The organism is Sphingobacterium sp. UBA7249, from assembly GCF_002472835.1.
Lineage (GTDB): Bacteria > Bacteroidota > Bacteroidia > Sphingobacteriales > Sphingobacteriaceae > Sphingobacterium > Sphingobacterium prati.
On record NZ_DKST01000001.1, the window covers coordinates 471,704 to 492,098 of the forward strand.

General features: G+C 40.3%; 18 protein-coding genes. 15 read left to right on the forward strand and 3 right to left on the reverse strand.

The window, feature by feature from the left end:
- Positions 1-5: 5 nt before the first annotated feature.
- On the forward strand, positions 6-884 hold the full coding sequence (locus tag B4A24_RS01585) for a rhomboid family intramembrane serine protease (RefSeq protein WP_293941813.1): 879 nt from the start codon (positions 6-8) through the stop codon (positions 882-884).
- The gene (locus B4A24_RS01590) at positions 829-1,992 is read left to right on the forward strand and encodes an endonuclease/exonuclease/phosphatase family protein (protein WP_293941816.1); all 1,164 of its coding nucleotides are present in this window, start codon (positions 829-831) and stop codon (positions 1,990-1,992) included. The genes B4A24_RS01585 and B4A24_RS01590 overlap by 56 nt, the downstream gene beginning before the upstream one ends.
- On the opposite strand, the gene B4A24_RS01595 is transcribed toward B4A24_RS01590, so the two are convergent.
- Positions 1,982-3,592: a S41 family peptidase gene (locus tag B4A24_RS01595; RefSeq protein ID WP_293941819.1), complete on the reverse strand. Its 1,611-nt coding sequence runs from the start codon at positions 3,590-3,592 to the stop codon at positions 1,982-1,984. The genes B4A24_RS01590 and B4A24_RS01595 overlap by 11 nt on opposite strands.
- 256 nt (positions 3,593-3,848) lie before the next feature.
- Here B4A24_RS01595 and B4A24_RS01600 point away from each other — a divergent pair, with 256 nt between their 5' ends.
- From B4A24_RS01600 to B4A24_RS01620, 5 genes are all read left to right on the forward strand, one after another.
- Entirely contained in the window at positions 3,849-4,418 is a 570-nt protein-coding gene (locus B4A24_RS01600) for a hypothetical protein (protein ID WP_293941822.1), read from the forward strand.
- Between the two features lie 184 nt (positions 4,419-4,602).
- Positions 4,603-6,000, forward strand: a complete 1,398-nt coding sequence (fumC, locus tag B4A24_RS01605) for a class II fumarate hydratase (protein WP_293941825.1) — start codon at positions 4,603-4,605, stop codon at positions 5,998-6,000.
- A gap of 105 nt (positions 6,001-6,105) precedes the next feature.
- A complete protein-coding gene (locus tag B4A24_RS01610) occupies positions 6,106-6,531 on the forward strand; it encodes a fumarate hydratase (protein WP_293941828.1) in 426 nt (141 codons plus the stop codon).
- Between the two features lie 57 nt (positions 6,532-6,588).
- On the forward strand, positions 6,589-7,740 hold the full coding sequence (locus B4A24_RS01615; RefSeq protein ID WP_293941831.1) for an MFS transporter: 1,152 nt from the start codon (positions 6,589-6,591) through the stop codon (positions 7,738-7,740).
- Between the two features lie 19 nt (positions 7,741-7,759).
- Complete coding sequence (locus B4A24_RS01620) at positions 7,760-8,761, forward strand: acyltransferase (protein WP_293941834.1); 1,002 nt, start codon at positions 7,760-7,762, stop codon at positions 8,759-8,761.
- Positions 8,762-8,779: 18 nt separating this feature from the next.
- Here the strand turns inward: B4A24_RS01620 and B4A24_RS01625 are convergent, their stop codons facing one another.
- Positions 8,780-9,244 carry a copper resistance protein NlpE gene (locus tag B4A24_RS01625; protein ID WP_293941837.1) on the reverse strand — a complete coding sequence of 155 codons (465 nt, stop codon included), beginning with the start codon at positions 9,242-9,244 and terminating at the stop codon, positions 8,780-8,782.
- A gap of 292 nt (positions 9,245-9,536) precedes the next feature.
- Complete coding sequence (locus B4A24_RS01630) at positions 9,537-9,911, reverse strand: DUF3127 domain-containing protein (protein WP_077437102.1); 375 nt, start codon at positions 9,909-9,911, stop codon at positions 9,537-9,539.
- A gap of 77 nt (positions 9,912-9,988) precedes the next feature.
- On the opposite strand from B4A24_RS01630, the gene B4A24_RS01635 reads away from it, so the two are divergent.
- The 8 genes from B4A24_RS01635 to B4A24_RS01670 all read left to right on the forward strand — a co-directional run bounded on the left by B4A24_RS01635 (position 9,989) and on the right by B4A24_RS01670 (position 20,379).
- On the forward strand, positions 9,989-11,167 hold the full coding sequence (locus B4A24_RS01635; protein ID WP_293942221.1) for a THUMP domain-containing class I SAM-dependent RNA methyltransferase: 1,179 nt from the start codon (positions 9,989-9,991) through the stop codon (positions 11,165-11,167).
- Positions 11,160-11,807 carry an HD domain-containing protein gene (locus B4A24_RS01640; protein ID WP_172396163.1) on the forward strand — a complete coding sequence of 216 codons (648 nt, stop codon included), beginning with the start codon at positions 11,160-11,162 and terminating at the stop codon, positions 11,805-11,807. Before B4A24_RS01635 ends, B4A24_RS01640 begins: the two co-directional genes overlap by 8 nt.
- Positions 11,808-11,916: 109 nt before the next feature.
- Positions 11,917-12,684, forward strand: a complete 768-nt coding sequence (locus tag B4A24_RS01645; protein ID WP_293941843.1) for a glycerophosphodiester phosphodiesterase — start codon at positions 11,917-11,919, stop codon at positions 12,682-12,684.
- A 247-nt stretch (positions 12,685-12,931) separates the two neighbouring features.
- The gene (locus B4A24_RS01650; RefSeq protein WP_293941846.1) at positions 12,932-13,768 is read left to right on the forward strand and encodes an endonuclease/exonuclease/phosphatase family protein; all 837 of its coding nucleotides are present in this window, start codon (positions 12,932-12,934) and stop codon (positions 13,766-13,768) included.
- A 309-nt stretch (positions 13,769-14,077) separates the two neighbouring features.
- Positions 14,078-14,908, forward strand: coding sequence for a DUF4197 domain-containing protein (locus B4A24_RS01655; RefSeq protein ID WP_293941849.1), 831 nt, complete (start codon positions 14,078-14,080; stop codon positions 14,906-14,908).
- A 163-nt stretch (positions 14,909-15,071) separates the two neighbouring features.
- On the forward strand, positions 15,072-16,334 hold the full coding sequence (gene pepT / locus B4A24_RS01660; protein WP_293941852.1) for a peptidase T: 1,263 nt from the start codon (positions 15,072-15,074) through the stop codon (positions 16,332-16,334).
- A 27-nt stretch (positions 16,335-16,361) separates the two neighbouring features.
- On the forward strand, positions 16,362-16,925 hold the full coding sequence (locus B4A24_RS01665) for a nitroreductase family protein (protein WP_293941855.1): 564 nt from the start codon (positions 16,362-16,364) through the stop codon (positions 16,923-16,925).
- A gap of 280 nt (positions 16,926-17,205) precedes the next feature.
- The gene (locus B4A24_RS01670) at positions 17,206-20,379 is read left to right on the forward strand and encodes a TonB-dependent receptor (RefSeq protein ID WP_293941858.1); all 3,174 of its coding nucleotides are present in this window, start codon (positions 17,206-17,208) and stop codon (positions 20,377-20,379) included.
- Positions 20,380-20,395 lie beyond the last annotated feature (16 nt).

Below are 20,395 nucleotides of genomic sequence, written 5' to 3' on the forward strand. Positions count from 1 at the left end.
GTGTAATGAATAACATTGGTTTAAAAGATTTTTGGAGGCAAACGTATAAAACTGGCTCACCGATTCCGGTTGTGATCAGTATACAGGTGTGCTTATTTGTCCTCATCTATTTTCTGGACCTGCTTTTTGAGTTGAAACTTGTTTCACAAAGCTTTTTACAGCCGATTGTACAGCATTTGAGCTTGCCTAGCAATTTTTCAAGTTTCTTAGCGCAACCCTGGTCCCTCATCTCATCCAATTTTGTCTACGTTCAGCTTTTAACCTTGATTTTTGACAGCCTTTGGTTATATTGGGTTGGTCAGATATTCTTTACCTTTTTAAACAACAGACAATTTTTCTTTGTTTACATCGCATCTTGGCTCCTTAGCAGCGCCCTTTATGTTGGTTTTGGCACCCTTATTCCGCCGCCCACGAACCTTCATCTCATGGGCGGGGCTCATCCGTTGGCTGCTGTCCTTGCGGCAATTGTCACGTTAGTTCCGAACTACGAATTAAGGCTATTGCTTTTTGGTACCGTTAAACTAAAAATCGTAGCCATTGTCTATTTCGCGCTGGAATTTTTATTTTTCACGCTTGGCAATAGACCTGCAGCTATCTCTTATTTCGCAGTAGTACTATTTGGAATGGCATTTACCTATGCGCTAAGATCAGGGATGGATTGGTCCACACTTTTTCAGAAAAAACAAAAAAAGCCCGCAAAAATGAAAGTTGTTGTAGGCAATAATATACCGGCAAATCGGAAGCATCGTTATGACTTACCAAATCAGGATGAAATTGACGCCATCTTGGATAAGATTTCAGTATCTGGTTATGAAAGTCTGACACACCATGAAAAAGAAACGCTCTTTAGAGCAAGCAATAGTGGCGACAAGGTTGATGGATAGAAGGACTTTTTTAAGAAGAAAACTGGGATTTATAAGCAAAACAATGTTTCTGGCAAATATGCTTGCGATCATTGCTTTGCTCATGAGCTATGCGGCAACCTTCATCAACCCCAAATCTTTTTGGCCCATTGCATTTCTGGGATTAGGTTATCTTCCTCTCCTTCTTGTCAATATTGGGTTTATCTGCTACTGGTTACTTCGCAAACGAAAGGTCGCACTTTTCTCGTTGGTAGCAATCTTAATCGGCTGGCCATTTCTGACCAAACATTGGAACATCCGTAAAGAAAACCCAGCAGCTCCACCTGAAACACGGACACTCCGCATGATGACCTTCAATGCTCATCTATTCAAAAAGGTCAACGATGAAAAAAAAAGCTTTAAGGCTGATGTCGTCCGTATTATTGATAGCATCTCACCGGACGTCATCTGTTTTCAAGAATACATCAGTAAAATCAAGGGAAAACACGTATTCTCCGAAGAGTTTAAGGATAAATTGGGGTATGACTATTTCTTTTTCGAACCTAGTTCCAAAAATGACTACGAAGCTTATGGCATGGCTGTTTTATCACGTTTCCCCATTTACGATTCGGGCACTATTCGTGACAACGACTATGGCATCAATAGAATATGTTATGTGGACATCAAAAAGCAGGATACATTAATTCGCATATATAATATCCATTTACGTTCGTTTGCCCTCCAGAATGAAGATAAGGAGTTTATCCAAAACCTATCCAATAAGAATGAAGACGACAATACTGCAACACGTCGGCTGAGTAGAAAATTAAAAAATGCTTTTGAACTGCGCAGTGAACAGGCGCATTCGCTAAAGAAGCACATGAATGACTGTCAATACCCTTATGTCGCCGTTGGTGATTTTAATGATACACCGATGAGTTATTCGGTTAATTTAATTGGAGGCGGTATGTATAACGCCTTTAAAGAAAAAGGAAATGGGTGGGGCGTAACCCACCATGCTCTTTTGCCAATTTTTCAAATTGACTATATCTTTGCCAGCCCCCAATTTCAGGTCATGAATTATCAGGTCGTTAAACAAAAACTATCCGATCACTATCCGGTATGGGCAGATCTTCGACTTAAACCTTAGGCATCTGGTACCCCAAAGTTTTGAGCCCTATTTCAATAAATTTATCTCTTCTGTTTTTTATCTTATAATAGGCTTCACGACCGAAATAATACCGCCCCACCAGTGCCTCAATATCAGATTGAATTAAATCATGTAGATTTTTTGCCTCATCCGAATTGACCGAAATCCGTTTCTGCGCATTGAGAAATGATATAAATAAATTAAATTCGGTGGTTGGCAGATGGTAACCGCTAATAAAGTTTTCAATAGAATATGCTGGGAGGTGTTTGGTAAAACGATCATATACAAATTCCTCAATCGCATTGGAATGAAAGATTTCACGGTATTTAGCACTTGTTTCATTGGTGTCAATCGGGATGTTCACATCTGGCAAAATTCCACCGCCACCAAATACAAGCTTTCCCTTGCTTGTTGTAAACATTTCCTTTTGACTAAATTCGGTATCTAGTGTCCAAAGGTCAAATCCGGTCATATATTTTGCTGCATCAAAATTTGCCCGGCTATATTTGCGTTGGATACATCTTCCAAGAGGCGTATAATAACGTGCCACTGTCAAATTCACGGCAGAACCATCGGAAAAATCAAACTGTTCCTGAACCAGTCCTTTTCCATACGACCGTCTTCCGACGACGGTAGCCCGATCTAAATCCTGCAATGCGCCACTTAGGATCTCGCTCGCGGATGCCGTACTTTCATTGATCAAGACCACAACGCGACCGTCACCAAATTCCCCGGGCTTCTCTGAATAGTAATCCTGACGTAATTCATTGGCTCCTTCGGTATACATCAACAACCTTTTTTCTTTAAAAAACTGTCCCGCTAGTTCTATCGCCGTATGCACAAAGCCACCGCCATTATTCCGTAAATCTAAGATAAGGTCCTGGGCACCACTTTTGCGCAGGTCGATTAACGATTGTTTAAACTCATCTGCAGTCTTATGTCCAAAACGTCGAATCTTGATATAAGCAGTCTTTGGCGCAATCATATAGGAAGCGTCCAAACTAGTTACGTTCACCTGATCACGAATGACCTTCAATGGATTAACGAGCGTCTGTCCGTTCCGTTGAATCGAAATAAATACGGCAGTCCCCTTCTTTCCACGGATCAATTTTTCGATTTCCGCTTCCGGCACCTTTTTTCCGGCAACATCTTTATTCCCAATTTTTAGAATACGATCACCAATCCGCATCCCACTTTTTTCAGCAGGCCCAGCAGAGACCATCCCCACCACAAGTAGCGTATCCTTCAAACGAAAATACTCTACACCTATCCCATCGAAGGAACCTTCAAGGGTTTCCTGTTTGGCAAGGACTTGATTGGGGCGTAAAAAGGAGGAAAAAGGATCAAGGCGGGAAACGACATGTTCAATCGCTTCATCTTGTACCGTGTCTACACTGATATTGTCTACGTAGTTCTCTGAGATTAGCTGGATCAGGTATTGTAATTTGTCTGAATTGCCATTGGAACTTAAACTGGAAAAAGTTCTTTTCTGGTTACTTCCCTGTTCTTCGGCATAATTTTGTCCCAACAGCAAGCCTAGAAGCAATACCGCAGCGTATGTGGCAGCTACAAAAATATTTCGCTTAATACTCTTTTGCATAGGAAAAATCCAGCGTTTATAAACACATAACATGAGCCTGCACGCTCCTATTATTACAGCTCAAAAGTAACAAGTTTATTCGGTTTAATCTGTAAACAGCCGTATAATTTTACATTAAAAACAAAAAATTGTCGCTGATTGTCCATCTTTAAAAATTGCGGCTATTCTTATTGTCAGAAAATATGAAATAGCATGCAGTAAACTTGCAAATAAGCACAAATTTATCTTAGTTTGAACTTGGAAAGGAATTTAGAATATGCATGAAATCGAACCCTATTACAACTGGCGCGACTATTACATCGCTGCAGAAGACGAACAATCACCATTCTATGGCACGGTTTATAGCGAATTCGATTTCGACAAACAGGTCTATAACTTTTTGCTACATCCGCAATGGGATGAATTTGGTTCGCTCACACTATATTTAAAGGTATTGTTTGTCGACTATGAAAAACAATACTGCATTATCGAATTGATCGGTGAATGGAATGATGCACTATACAATGACATCATGTTACTGAAAAGAGAACTTATCGATGTTATGATCAGTCAGGGCATAAAATATTTTATTCTCATTGGAGAGAATGTATTGAATTTTCATACTTCGGATGATTCCTATTATGAGGAATGGTTTCAGGATATTGATGATGGTTGGATTGCGGGAGTGGGCTTTCGCGAACATGTCATCGAAGAATTTCAACAACAGAACATCGACTATTACATCAACTTCGGCGGTGTACTCAATGAACTGCACTGGCGTGCGTTGAAACCAAAGCAAGTATTTCATCATGTGAACGAATCCTTGACAAAGCGCCTTGGTTTTTGAGTATTTAGTAATGAGTCTTTAGATTTTGGTTATACAAGCCTATGGCTTACTAATTGTTTCAATTTTTGATTTTTACCTTTTAATGTTTACTTTTTACTGTATTATCCATTAACTTTGTGACTGATGTGTTGTGTGTCATGCACTCACACGGATTAATTTTACGTTTTATCTTATACAAAACAATATGTCATTCAGAATTGAAAAAGATACAATGGGTGAAGTTCAAGTACCTGCAGATAAATACTGGGGTGCCCAAACAGAACGTTCACGCAACAACTTCAAAATCGGACCGGCAGCTTCAATGCCACATGAGATCGTTGCAGGCTTTGCATACTTGAAAAAAGCAGCAGCTTATGCCAACCACGAGTTAGGTGTATTACCTATTGAAAAGCGTGATGCTATTGCAGCTGTATGCGATGAGATTCTGGCAGGTAAATTAGATGATCAATTCCCACTGGTGATTTGGCAAACGGGTTCAGGTACACAATCGAACATGAACGTGAATGAAGTGGTGGCAAACCGCGCCCAAGTATTAGCTGGATATAAAATTGGCGAAGGAGAACCTGTATTAAAAGCAAATGATGATGTCAACAAATCACAATCATCAAATGATACCTTCCCTACGGGAATGCATATTGCTGCTTATAAAGCTGTTGCGGAAACCACTATTCCAGGTGTGGAAAAACTACGTGATACACTGGCGAAAAAAGCAGAGGAATTTAAAAAAGTCGTCAAAATCGGCCGTACTCACTTAATGGATGCCACGCCATTGACTTTAGGTCAAGAAATTTCAGGTTATGTAGCACAACTAAACCATGGTTTAAAAGCCTTAAGAAATACGCTTTCACACCTATCCGAGCTAGCACTCGGTGGTACCGCTGTGGGAACTGGTTTAAATACCCCAAATGGCTATGATGTTGTTGTCGCAAAATATATCGCCGAATTTACAGGTCTTCCATTTGTTACTGCGGAGAACAAATTTGAAGCTTTAGCTGCTCACGATGCTATTGTTGAAACACATGGTGCATTGAAACAATTGGCAGTTTCATTGAATAAAATTGCGAATGACATCCGGATGTTGGCCTCCGGTCCACGTTCAGGTATCGGTGAAATCCTTATCCCAGAGAACGAACCAGGCTCATCTATTATGCCAGGTAAAGTGAATCCAACACAGTGTGAGGCGTTAACAATGGTTGCTGCCCAGGTCATGGGGAACGATGTTGCCATCACAATTGGTGGAACACAAGGACATTATGAATTGAATGTATTCAAGCCATTAATGGCCGCTAACTTCTTGCAATCTGCACGTTTATTGGGCGACGCCTGTGTTTCTTTTGAAGAGCACTGTGCCGCTGGTATCGAACCAAATTACAAACGTATCAAAGAACTGGTAGACAATTCATTAATGTTGGTAACAGCATTAAACACTAAAATTGGCTATTACAAAGCTGCTGAAATTGCTCAAACGGCGCATAAAAACGGTACTACACTTAAAGAAGAGGCAGTACGTTTGGGTTATGTGACGCCGGAAGATTTTGATGCTTGGGTAAAACCTGAGGAAATGGTTGGTAGTTTAAAATAAGCTGTGGCTATAATTTCAATAAAAAATATATCATCAAAAACATACCTATCGGCCTTTGCCATAGGTATGTTTTTCTTTTTCACTGCCTGCAAATTCAATTCGGATATGCAAAGTGAAGGAGCTTCATTTTTACAAGGCGAATGGGTACAGGACAGTATTCCGGGACAAGGCCAGATGCTGCAATACACATTGACCGAGTTTAAATTTACCTGTGATTCTGTTTATGCTACAATGCATGTCAATAACAAAGTACAGACCATCCCGGATAGTTGCTATAAAAATGGAGCCTGGACAGAACATGCCAAAGGTATTTATGTCCTACGTGGTGATTCAATTATTGTAGATGGTATTTATACCAAAGAAAATGGCAAACAAAAAATTTCAGGATGCTATCTTTCGGGTCAATACATCCCACGTTTTAAAGTAGTCCACCATTCCGCAGATTCGGTGGTACTGGAAAGCAGATTTGATCAACGCCCTATTATCCTCAGAAAGACGAAGGATATCACCTGTGTACCGAAAAAAAGGTAATCACGCGATAACCCGTTTTTTATTTTTATTTTTGCCTATCAACTTCCAACCATCCATATGAACAAAGGAATTACTGCCTTAGCTTTCGGAGGTCTTGCCATCGGAATGACGGAATTCACGATGATGGGAATCCTACCGGATATCGCGAAGGATTTGCAGATCGAAATCCCTACTGCGGCTCATCTTATTGCCCTGTATGCACTCGGCGTTGTCGTGGGGGCTCCCACGTTAGTCTTATTTACGGGTAAATATCCTCCAAAAAAGGTGTTACTCTTTTTAATGTTGCTATTTTTCATTTTCAACGGCTTATTCAGTATCGCACCGGGACAATTTCTGATCAGTCTTTCGCGTTTTATGGCCGGACTTCCGCACGGCGCATTTTTTGGTGTAGGGTCTGTTGTTGCGGCCAAACTCGCACCCAAAGGAAAAGAAGCCCAGGCTATTTCAATTATGTTTACAGGTATGACTATCGCCAACCTGGCGGGGGTTCCTTTAGGCACCTATCTTGGTCATCACTATTCCTGGCGGCTGACCTACGGTATTATCAGCCTATTGGGCCTGATTACTTTCGCCGCAATATATGCCTGGATGCCGAAAATTGAAGCTTCTAAAGGGAATAATATATTCAATCAACTGAATTTTTTCAATAAAAAAATCGCCTGGTTGTTAATGGCAATCATTGCTATCGGTACCGGGGGATTATTTGCATGGATCAGCTATATTGCTCCTCTGGCGACCAAAGTTTCCGGAGTTCCAGCGGACCGTGTTCCGCTTATTATGATCTTGATTGGGGTTGGTATGTTTTTTGGCAATCTGATCGGCGGAAAACTGGCCGATACCATTTCACCAACAAAAGCAGCAATTGCAAGCTTTTCCGCCATGGCGCTTTGTTTGGTCATGGTTTATTTTGTTTCGCCTCTGGGCTGGACAGCTTATCCGCTGGCTTTCATTACAGGTTTGGTATCTTTCACTATCGGTTCGCCAACACAACTCATGTTAATCCGAGCCTCAAAAGAAGCCGCTACACTGGCTGCTGCAGGTGGGCAAGCTGCATTTAACCTTGGCAATACACTCGGTGCTTTTTTAGGCGGTATTCCCATTACCTTGGGATTGGCTTATAATACACCATCTCTCGTAGGTGTGGGTATGGCAAGTATTGGTGCATTGTTAACCTTACTGTATCTTAAAGTCTATGACAATAAAAATTAATAGCTAAAAAACGATTTAAATGGCCCGAAGTAGTTACATCAGCGTATTGCGTATCATTGCGATCTTTCTAGTCATCCTGATCCACTCTTCTTCGGGTTATTTAAATAGCAATGATTTCGATGCTTTCGATTGGAATTATGCCAATTGGATCAACAGCTTCTCCCGTTTTTCCGTCCCCCTTTTTGTCATCATCTCGGGCGCATTGCTTTTGCAAAAAGATGAAGAGACCGGTATATTCTACAAGAAGCGTCTGCTCAAAATCATTCCACCTTTTGCCTTTTGGACGGTTGTCTATCTGGTCTATTACTTTATTCGGTACATCGATTTCGAGTATGTGGGTTTTCCACAAGTTATTAACATTGTGTTAATTCGCTTAAAATCAGGAAGCAACGCACATCTATGGTACTTATACATGCTTATTGGGCTCTATCTGGCCATACCTTTTTTGCGAAAAATGATCCGAAATTGTTCGAAAAAAGAAATCGAAATATTTCTATGTTTATGGTTTGCTTCGCTATTTTTCAACAACAAATGGTTTAATGTTTATCTTCCAAACTTTGATCTAACATTCTTTTACGGGTACATAGGTTATCTCGTATTGGGTCATTATCTATACAATTATCAACTCACTTGGCCAAAGTGGTCTAGCCTACTATTCTTTATCTGTAGCTGCCTTATCACAGGTTGGGGGACCTATTATCTTAGTCTTGAAAAAGGAGAGTTTGATCCCACCTTATATAATTATCTGTCACCTAATATTGCTTTGAGCGCAGGTTGTTTGTTTGTATTTATTCAATGTCTAAAACTCCCAGAACGATTGAGTGCATTCTGGGAATTTATTGATATCCATAGTTTTGGAATCTATTTATGTCATATTCTATTATTGAACTATATACATCCACTGGTTCCGTTCGCTACACTATGGAAAATACCGATAGCGGCTATCCTCACCTTAGTAACCAGTGCCCTACTGACCTACTGCTTACGCAAGATCCCTTTTGGGAAATATGTCAGTGGTTAGTTCAATTTGATCCAGCACTTATTTTTCGCCCTCGACCTTATTATAGACATACAGATGTGCATTGGGGCCCTCGATCTCTTTTCCTTCCTGATCTAGTCCGATCAGTTTATTTTCACCAACTTTTAATTTTATGTTGGTTTCTTTGCCGGTCAGGTGTACAACCGAACCGTTGTCATGCCACATCACTTTACCTGAATCTTCTACTTTTGTATTCTTATTGATATATTCACTAACAATAGAAAAAGTATTATCATTTTTTAAGGTAATATTCGTTTTGATACCTTCACAATCCGCGCAGGGAATTGTTGCTTCGTATTTACCGGGCCAATCTAATGAATTCTGGGAAGTATGAACGGTGTCTGCTGCCATTGTTGCATGATCAGATGAATCTGACTCTACTACCTGTTGATTTTCCTTTTTTGTTTGATTACAGGCACTCAAGGAAAGCGCTGCTAGGCAAATAAATAATACTGATGATTTCATATTTGTGCTATTTTGAGTTAAATGTACCCAATAACAAGCAATTTCGACGCCAAGAAAATGCTATCCAATTTCAAAAAACTGTTCCCTCCACCTAAACAGAAATAAAAATTGAAAAAGCTACTTTGTATGGAAGAATTAAAAATGAACGTATAGCTATATATCCAATATGATATAAAAAGGACCATCCAATTTTGGACGGTCCTTTTTATGATATACTATACAACAATAAGTACTATAAACTGATTTATTTATAGCACAATTTGCCGACAGGAATTGCAGATCTTATTTCAGACTAGAATGGCAAATCATCATCATCTGATGAACCCGACAAATCTACAGGAGCAGGCATATCAGCATAACCCGGAGAAGATGGTGCTGGAGCAGCATTACCTAATTTTGTTACACGCCATGCAACCAATGAATTGAAATATGTGGTGACGCCATCTTTATTTGTCCAAGGACGACCACGAAGATTAAAAGATACCTCTACCTCTTCGCCAATAGCTAGGTTGTCAAAAATTGAAGTTCTGTCCTGTGTAGACTCAAAACGGATATACTCAACAAATTGTGGGTTTTCGGCATAAGCTACAATCATATCACGTTTTTTGAATGATTCTGTCACTTGTTGTGTCGCTCCTATCTCGTGTACTTTTCCTCTAATTTCCATAATCAAAAAAATAAATATTAAAGCGTAAAATTAAGCAATTTTTGAGGAAGAGTTTAATTAACTTTGTACAAAATATGATGGAAGTTTTCAACACCCCCAATAAAGTTATCATTACGTGCAATAAACGCTTATCGCCGTATTTGCAACAGGAAGTTAAAGAGTTAGGTTTTGATATTGTCAGAGCATTTCAGACTGGAGTCGAATTAAAAGTCAGTGTAAACGATACGATCAAGCTCAATCTGAACTTGCGTACAGCTTCACAGATTCTGTATTCGTTAAAAGAATTTTCAGCCAATAATCCCACCGAACTCTACGAAGAGCTGCGTGCGATTGCCTGGGAAGAACTGATCCAATTCGATGGTTATTTCTCCGTAAGCTCCAATGTGGACAATGAAACGATCAGTACACCTTTATTTGCAAATGTCAAGGTAAAGGATGCGATTGTAGATCGTATTAAAGATAAAAAAGGCATGCGGCCTAACTCGGGTCCGGAAAACAACAAAGCTGTCGTTCACCTTTATTGGAAGGATGACCGTGCTGAAATTTTTCTTGACACCTCGGGCGAGACACTCGCCAAACATGGCTATCGCAAGATTCCGGGCAAAGCCCCTATGTTGGAAGCCTTAGCTGCTTCGACAATTATCGCATCGAAATGGGATGGCGTATCGCCCTTTGTCAATCCAATGTGTGGATCCGGAACCTTGGCTATCGAAGCGGCATTAATTGCGACCAATAGAAAACCGGGTTTATTGCGCATGAATTACTCATTCATGCATTTCATCGGTTATGATGAAACCATTTTCTTTCAGGAACGTCGCTTGTTAAAAGATCAGATCAATAAAAAAGCGACACCACAGATTATTGCGACAGATATTTCCGAAGAGGCAATCAACGTCTCCAAGATGAATGCCCGTACAGCTGGCGTAGAACAATTAATTTCATTTGAGGTATGCGATTTTGCGGAAACGCACGTTCCTAAAGAGGGTGGTGTCATTTTATTCAATCCAGAATATGGCGAACGTCTGGGTACCCATACCAAATTGGAAATTACCTATAAACGCATGGGTGATTTTATGAAACAGGAGTGCAAAGGTTATAGAGGCTATATATTTACAGGTAATCCGGATCTAGCAAAGAAAATTGGACTCCGTGCGTCTAGGCGTATAGAATTTTATAATGGTAAATTAGATTGTAGATTATTAGAATACGAATTATACGAGGGTACTCGCGAAAAAACAAAAGTATTGTATGAATAACATTATTGAACGCACAGTCGCATTTGTGCAAGATCGTTTGAAATTTGCAGAGGCAGGCCACGATTGGTCGCATATTCAACGCGTATGGAACAATACGAAGTTAATTTTAGAAGATGAACAGGCTGATGTCATGGTTTGCGAATTAGCAGCACTCTTACATGATATTGCTGACAGCAAATTCCATGATGGTGATGAGACAATCGGCCCTCGCGTTGCTGGAGAATTTTTGGCAAGTCTAGAAATTTCTCCTGAAATCATTGATCATGTCAAAAAAATCATCTTTAACATGTCATTTAAGGCGAGTTTAGGTGAAGTATCTTTTCACTCAAAAGAGATGGAGATTGTACAGGATGCCGATCGTTTAGACGCCATCGGTGCGATAGGTATTGCACGTGCATTTAGTTTTGGTGGCAATAAGGGACGGGAGATGTACAACCCGAATATTCCGGTACAGGAATATAAAGACAAAGAAGCTTACAAACATTCTGAAGCGCCTACAATCAATCATTTCTATGAGAAACTATTATTGTTAAAAGATAAGATGAATACCGAAGCCGCAAAAAAAATCGCGGAACACCGCCACCAGTATATGCTAGGGTTCCTCGACGAGTTTTTGGCAGAATGGAATGGTAAAAAATAAATTACAGTTAACAATAACTAAATATAAAAGTGGTACTTTAGATCTTGCGAATCGGGATAAAAAGTACCACTTTTTTTATCCCGTAAAATCAGCTTTCAAACGAACACATATGAAAAAACACATTTTTAGCTGTCTGACGTTGGCTATGGTCATTTCATCTTCAGCACTATTTGCACAGACCAAAGCAATAGCACATCGTGGTGTATGGAAAAACAGTCATCTACCCCAAAATTCCATTGCTTCTTTAAAAGCCGCCCATGAACTTAAACTTTTTGGGTCTGAGTTTGATGTTCATCTTACGAAGGACAATATCCTTGTCGTTAACCATGACAATGATTTCTATGGAATCGACATCGCAACAGCAACCTATGCAGAACTTCTCGCCAAAAAACATCCCAATGGCGAATCCATTCCGACCTTGGAAGAGTATATCAAAGCAGGGAAAAAACTAAAAGGATTACGTCTGATACTGGAATTAAAAACCAACAAACTCGGTGTCGAACGGACGCTTGAGGCAGCAACAAAATCTGTTGAAATGGTAAAAAATCTAAATGCAGAAAAAATAACAGATTATATCGCCTTTAGCTTTGAAGCCTGTCAAAAAATTCATGAACTCGCTCCAAAAGCAAATATTCAGTACCTGAATGGTGATAAATCTCCTGCTGACGTTAATACCGCTGGAATCAACGGTTTGGATTACCACTTTTCAGTGTTCAAAAAGAATGCGAGCTGGTTGCAGGATGCCCACAAATTGGGGATGAAAGTAAATGCCTGGACAGTCAATACCGAGGATGAAATGAAGAATCTAATTGATCAAAAAATCGATTTCATCACCACGGACGAACCAGAGTTACTACTTCGCGTATTGAAAAAATAAAGGTTATCTCCGAGTTCATCGCCGGTAATATACATTGAAGATCATTAAAATATTCTGCTACAAATCATTTGTTTTCCTGCGAATTACCAATCAAAAGCGACAAATTAAGCCTGTCACTATCGTGATGTAAAAAACTAAGTAAAGCGGGAGATACAAATGATCTCCGAAATTAAGTAACAGACAAAAACAGCATACTATAGCATCAATTATACTGATGAAAATAGTTACTCGAACATAAATAATTCTAATGAAAAAATACTTTATTCTCGCTGCGGCATTATGCTTATCATATATCACTTATGCACAAGATTTTATTGCGGCTACATACAATATAAGACAACGGAATACCGTAGATACTGGTAATATGTGGACTGACCGCAAAGCACCTTTGACTAATTTGATCAAATATCATGGTTTCGATATATTCGGTGTTCAGGAAGCCTTTCATGATCAGGTTCAGGATCTTAAAACGTTGCTCCCGGGATTCGATTATGTCGGTGTGGGTCGTGATGATGGCGCACAGGAAGGTGAGCACTCCGCAATTTACTACAATACCAATCGGTTCAAAGTTATAAAAAGTGGCACATTCTGGCTTTCAGCGACAGATACTGAGCATCCAAATAAAGGCTGGGATGCGGCCTTACCGCGTATCTGCACCTGGGGGATTTTTGAAGACAAAGCCAATAAAAAGCGCTTTATCTTTATGAATACCCATTTTGACCATATCGGACGTACGGCCCGCACGGAAAGTGCAAAATTGATCCTGGCCAAAGCAAAAGAATTTGCGAAGGATCTACCATTGATCTTAACAGGTGATTTTAATGTTGATGAGAAAGATGAAGCTTATTTTACACTTGCCAATAGCAAAGTTGTAACAGATGTACATGAATTGTCTCCGCTTAAATATGAGCCAAACTCTTCTTTTAACGGTTGGGGAAAGAGCCTAAGAGCCTCTGGCCGTATTGACCATATTTTTATCACAAAGCCTTTCCAGGCAAAAAAATATGGTATTCTGACAGATACTTACATGAGTAAATTCCCTTCTGACCACTTCCCTGTTGTGACAACACTTTCATGGAAATAGGTCCTATAAAATTAAAGCAACTTTAATACGACGAATAAAGCGCGCCAAAATGAACTGCACCCTAAAAGTTTTATCCAACTTTTAGGGTGTTTTTATGAAGTAAAATTATGAGACGAAACTGAAATAAGTTTTAAATTCGGCGTATCTACCAACAAAGGCTGCTGTGACAATGCATAGCGTTCGTTACAATGAAGGTTGTGGCGTATCCGTTACGAATACGGACAATCTAATAGAAGAACAGCGAGCAATTTAAACTTTAATAAAAATTAACAGTCGATATCCTTAATTTTGACAGCAAAACATATCATGATGAAATTTCCATTACTATATTGTACCCTATTTGTTTCGGGGCTATTGTACTCCAACTCAAGTGAAGCGCAGATCTTTAAAAAGATTAACGAGGCGTTGAATAAGGCAAACCAGAGTCAAACGGACAGCACGAAAAATGCGAGTTCGTCAACCGCCGGAACTCCAGTCTCTGGTTCGGGTTCGACCACATCGAATGCCTTAGCCTCATTATCAAATAAAGATGCTTCACTGGGTATCAAACAAGCTTTAAGCAATGGCCTTAACCTAAGTATAGAGTCATTAGCAAAAAAAGACGGGTTCCTAGGCGACGCAGCCGTAAAGATTTTAATGCCTGCAGAGGCACAAAAGGTAGAGAAAACACTTCGTGCTGTGGGTATGGGCAAGCTATGTGATCAATTTATCCAAAGCATGAACAGAGCTGCGGAAGGTGCTGTAAAAGAAGCCGCGCCAGTATTTGTGAATGCGTTGTCCAAAATGACCATTACTGATGCGACCAATATCCTCCTGGGAAGCAAACAAGATGCCGCAACGACGTTTTTCAAAACCAATACATCAGCCGAACTGACCAATAAGTTTAGCCCTGTCATTCAGTCGGCGATGGGTGTAAACAATGTAGATCAATATTGGACGCAATTGACGAGTGCTTATAATAACTTGCCCTTAGGAAATAAGGTCGAAACAAATTTGACTGCTTATGTCACACAAAAGGCCATAGATGGTTTATTTATTAAGGTGGCAGATCAAGAATCAAAAATTAGAAACAATATCGGTGGAAGTCGGAATACAAATATTTTGCAGAAAGTATTTGGCTACGCGGATGAAAAAAAATAAGCTAAACTGTTGATTTAGTCCTTCAAGAAGGTGCAGGATTTTAGTTAAACATTGATCCCGGTAAACAAGACTTGTCAGTTTATTGACAAGTCTTGTTTGTTTTTGGCCGAAGCCCATTAGAATTTGTAAATTTGATCACCCTTATCACATTAAGGCGATTAGAATGAGTACATTTGAGATTAATAACATAAGTGACTTTTCGGTTTCGGAAAGATTTCAACGCTACGTACAGATTGATACACAATCGGATGCAAATTCTCCGACATGCCCTTCCACCGAAAAACAAAAAAAATTGGGCAAATTATTGGTAGAAGAACTATTGGCGCTGGGCATTTCGGATGCGGCCATGGATGAAAATGGCTACATCTATGCAACCATTCCTTCCAATACCTCCAAAAAAGTTCCTGTTATCTGTTTCTGTTCTCACATGGACACCTCTCCGGATTCCTCGGGTAAAGATGTAAAACCACTGGTACACCACAATTACCAAGGACAAGATTTAGTACTTCCGGATGATAACAGTATTGTCATTAAGTATGCCGAACATCCCGATTTAGCCAACCAGATCGGAAACGATGTGATTACGGCAAGTGGAACAACACTATTGGGGGCGGACGATAAGGCAGGTATCGCCGAAATCATGGATGCTGCACGCCTATTGATGAAACATCCTGAGATTAAACATGGTGATATCAAGATTTTATTCACACCAGACGAAGAAATTGGCCGTGGCGTTGATAAAGCAGATTTAAAGCGTCTGGCAGCAGACTTTGCCTACACCATGGACGGTGAAAAAGCCGGCACTATCGAGGATGAGACATTTTCCGCAGATGGGGCAACATTAACAATCCATGGCGTCTCGGTTCACCCCGGTTTTGCAAAAGGAAAGATGCAAAGTGCAATTAAAATTGCTAGTGCCATCATTGAGGCATTACCGAAAGACCGACTTTCTCCGGAAAGCACCAATAAAAAGGATGGTTTTGTACACCCGGTCAATATCAGTGGATCTGTAGAAAAAGCTGAGATTCAATTTATCATTCGTGATCATGCGACGGCAAATCTAAAAAAACACGAAGATGAACTGGAAGCAATTGCAAAATCCATCGTCAGTCAATATCCAAATTGCAGCTATACCTTTGCTGTAAAAGAGCAATACCGCAACATGAAAGAGGTCTTGGATCAACATCCAGAAATTATGGCGATCGGTATGGAAGCGATTACAAGAGCCGGTATGGTCGCAGAAAGAAGAAGCATCCGTGGTGGTACGGACGGGTCACGCTTATCATTTATGGGTCTTCTATGTCCTAATATTTTTGCAGGTGGACATGCATTCCACGGAAAACAGGAATGGGTATCGGCACAAGATATGGAAAAAGCGGTCAAAACAATTTTGCATGTTGTATCTTTATGGGAAGAAAAAGCATAAATACATTCTAAAATCAACATATTTTTAATGAAAAACGACGTTTTAAAAGCAATACACTACAGAAGATCAGTATTTCAAGCTTCTTTTACCGAAGAAGAAGTCAGCAAAGAAGATATCCTCAGCATCCTAGAGGCGGCCAATGCTGCACCAACACATAAACGGACACAGCCTTGGCGTTTCGTTATCTTCCGCAAAGAAGGACTTCAACGTTTGGGTACCGAATTATCGCGCATCTATAAATCGGTTACCCCAGCGGAAAAATATACGGAAGCGACAGAAATCACCATGGGTAAGAAAGCAACACAATCCAATGTTGCCATCGCGCTTATCGTCAACTATACAGGCGAGGTGCCTGAATGGGAAGAATTGGCTTGTACTGCTGCCGCTGTAGAAAACATGTGGTTAGCTGCACACTCTTTGAATATCGGCGGATACTGGGCAACACCAGGCTTAATTAATCATTTGGGGGGCTTCCTTAACCTGGAAGAGAACCAAAAATGTATCGGCTTATTTTATTTAGGTCATCATCAATCGGAAGCACGTGAACCTATACGTACAGCTATCGAAGAAAAAATTCGTTGGGAAGAATAAGGTAGCACAGCTTACCATAAATAAACAAGGGCTCGAATCATTCGGGCCCTTGTTGGTTATTACGTTCTTCTATGGCAATTGATTTCCTTACCAAGGGATATATCCTGCTCGCGCAAGCTATTGATTTCCCCATGAGTACATGCTGTATCTTTATCTTAACATGGCCAATTTTTTTTAAATATTTAATAATATCGACTTAACGGTTTAGCAATACTATACGAATAATTTCGCAACACACTTGTGACAAACACTGATCAACTAAACTAGAAACGAAATTATTATGCAGAAAAACATCATTTGGTTTGTGCTTTTAACCATTATTACGTTTTTTCAAATTCCAAGCAGAAGCTGGGCCCAAGGTACTGAAGCAACTATCACGGGACGTATTACAGATGAAACTGGACCGGTCAAGGGCAGTTCAGTATCGGTGAGGAATGAATCCACTGGATTTAGACAAACAACGCTGACCAATCAAAATGGAGTATATACCTTCCAGCAGCTGCCCTTAGGCTCTCCATACACCGTATCAGTCAATCATGTCGGTTATGCCGAACAAAAGAAAACAGACTATAAATTAAGTTATGGCGATGAGCTTACAGTAGATTTTAGATTATCTTCTACAGAAACGAAGCTTGACGAAGTGATTGTACAGGGCGCTGCTGCTGATCTTAAAAATAAGATCAAAACATTAGGCGCTTCTACCGCTATTACGGCAAATGATCTAAAGAAAATGCCTGTAAATGGTCGGAATTTTTCTTCGCTGATCGATCTATCACCAGTGAGCAGCGGTACGAACCTTGCGGGCCAACGCGCATCTTCGACTAATTTTACGGTAGATGGTATGAACTCACGCAGTACGGTGGCCGGCGGAAATAGCGGTGGTGCTTATTCCATTTCGATGGAGGCTATTCGTGAATTCAAGGTGGTCACCAACGATTACGATGTCACTTTTGGCCGTAGTGGCGGTGGAAGCATTACGACCGTGACTAAATCAGGAACAAATACCCTGACAGGAAGTGCCTTTACTTTTGCCCGGGCAGATTGGCTTTCCAGTAAGTATAATCTGAATGAAACTCCACGCAAACAGAAATTCTCCACTTATCAATATGGATTTTCGTTGGGGGGGCCAATTATTAAGGATAAAGCCCATTTCTTTGTTACATGGGATCGTCAAATGGATACACGGCCGCTTCAGATCGCTGATATCCAAACAACCGAAGATATTGCACGATACAAAGTTACACAAACGACTTTGGATGATTTCACTCGAATTGCTGTAGATAAATATGGCGCTAGTGCCGATCGTCTATTTGGCTCTTTTGACAAAAAGAAAAAGACTGATGCCGCTTTCGCTCGAATCGACTGGCAATTAAATGAAAAGAACCTATTGACCGTTCGCAATAACTTTGTGTATGACTCCGACAATCAACAGGAAGGAGATAATACGGGAATTAATGCGTATGAATCTTACACCAACAGAAAGTATATAAACAATAGCCTTATGGCTTCTTTGCGTACTTCGATCAGTTCCAAGTTGACAAATGATTTGAAGATCCAGCATTTTTACGAACGCTCTGAAGCACAGCATAATGTTGATGGATTTGACCAGTCACATAGTATTCCCCGCGCGATCGTTGAATCCATCCAATCAGTAGATGGCGCGAATAAATACAACAATTCTATCCAACTCGGTGGTCAACGCTTTTCACCAGAATGGTTCAATGGCAATATGCTGCAGTTAGTCAACAACCTATATTACAATACGGATAAGATCAAATATACTTTCGGTGCCGATATCATGTATACGAACATGGATTTTCGTTATGGTAGTGAAATGAACGGTCGTTTTTATTTTACAGGTTTACAAAACTTCGATAACCTGACCCCTTATCGCTATGCGCGCGATGTTTATATGACTGACAAGGAAAACACTTTGGTCAACAATCTGGCTGTAGGTGTTTATGGGCAAATGGAAGCTAAAATCGCAAGAGGTCTTGACGTAGTCGGCGGCCTACGTCTGGACAACACGAAATACCTCAAGAAGGCTACATTCAACCAAACAGTCTATGACGAACTAGGTCTTTCAACCGACAATGGGATTAACACATTTCAAATACAGCCTCGTGTGCAATTCAACTGGGATATCAATGAAGAGAAGAAAAATATCATCCGTTTTGGAGCTGGTATATTTGGGTCGGCACTCAACCCATATTCTATGTTAAATAATATGTTGTTTGATGGTTCACGCATTGCTGGCGTAGATATCACGGATCCTACATTAATTCCTAAGCCAAATTTCGCAGGATATCGCAAGGACCCCGATACAGCGCCAGGACGCGAGCTGCTGGACAATCCAAAGATCGAAAAACTTGTCACAATCAATACCAATAGCAAGGATGTGAAAGTGCCGACGGTATATAAAGCCAATATTTCCATCAATCATTTTTTCACGCCTTCGCTACGCATCGGTTTAAGTGCTTACGGTACTTGGGGACGCAACAACTACATGTATGTGGATCGCAACATGGTGGAGGATCCTTATTTTAGGCTGACTGCTGAGGGTAACCGTGGCGTGTATGTTCCTGCATCAAGCATCAATACAACGAACGGCGCAGCCAACTGGACCAATAGCCGTAAGACCAAACAGGTCGGTCGGGTATTGGAAATGAATAGTGATGGAAAAAACAATTCGTACACCGTCGTATTGGACGGAACTTATCGTTACTACAAGGATGGACAAATCACGATGTCTTATACCTGGAATGATACCAAAGACAATACCTCGTATAATGGTAATGTTGCCAATACTGCTACCCTCTCCCTAATGGTTAAAGACGATCCGCGTGACTTAAGTACAATGTCGTACTCGGATAACCAATTCCGTCATAAAGTCGTGTTCTATGGAACGATGCCCTCTTTATGGGGTATTTCTATGGGTCTGCGATTCAGTGGAATTGCTGGAACACGTTATTCATTAGCCGTCAATGGAAATGTCAATGGAGACTTTGTAAATTCCAACGATCTTGCCTTTGTCTACGATCCTAATAGCACTAATACACCAGAATATATCAAGAATGGTATTCAAGCAATTTTGGACGATCCAAATGCAGAACAGAGCATTAAAAACTACATCAATGGCAATTTGGGTCAAGTAGCAGAACGTAATGGAGGGATCAATGGTTTCTATGGCGTATTTGACCTGCATTTGGCAAAGAACGTAAAATTCTATAAAAATCATGGACTTGAAGCCTCTATTGATATCTTCAATGTAGCCAATCTCTTGAAAAAAAGCTGGGGTGTGGGGCATAACTTAGGCAAACAAAATCTTTATGCGATCAAGAGTTTCGATGCAGCCAATCAGCAATATATTTACAATATGAGTTCAGGTGTTGGTGTATCCAATTTAAATGGTAATCCTTTTCAAATTCAGCTTGGGTTGAGGTATGCATTTTAAGGATGGATACTATTTT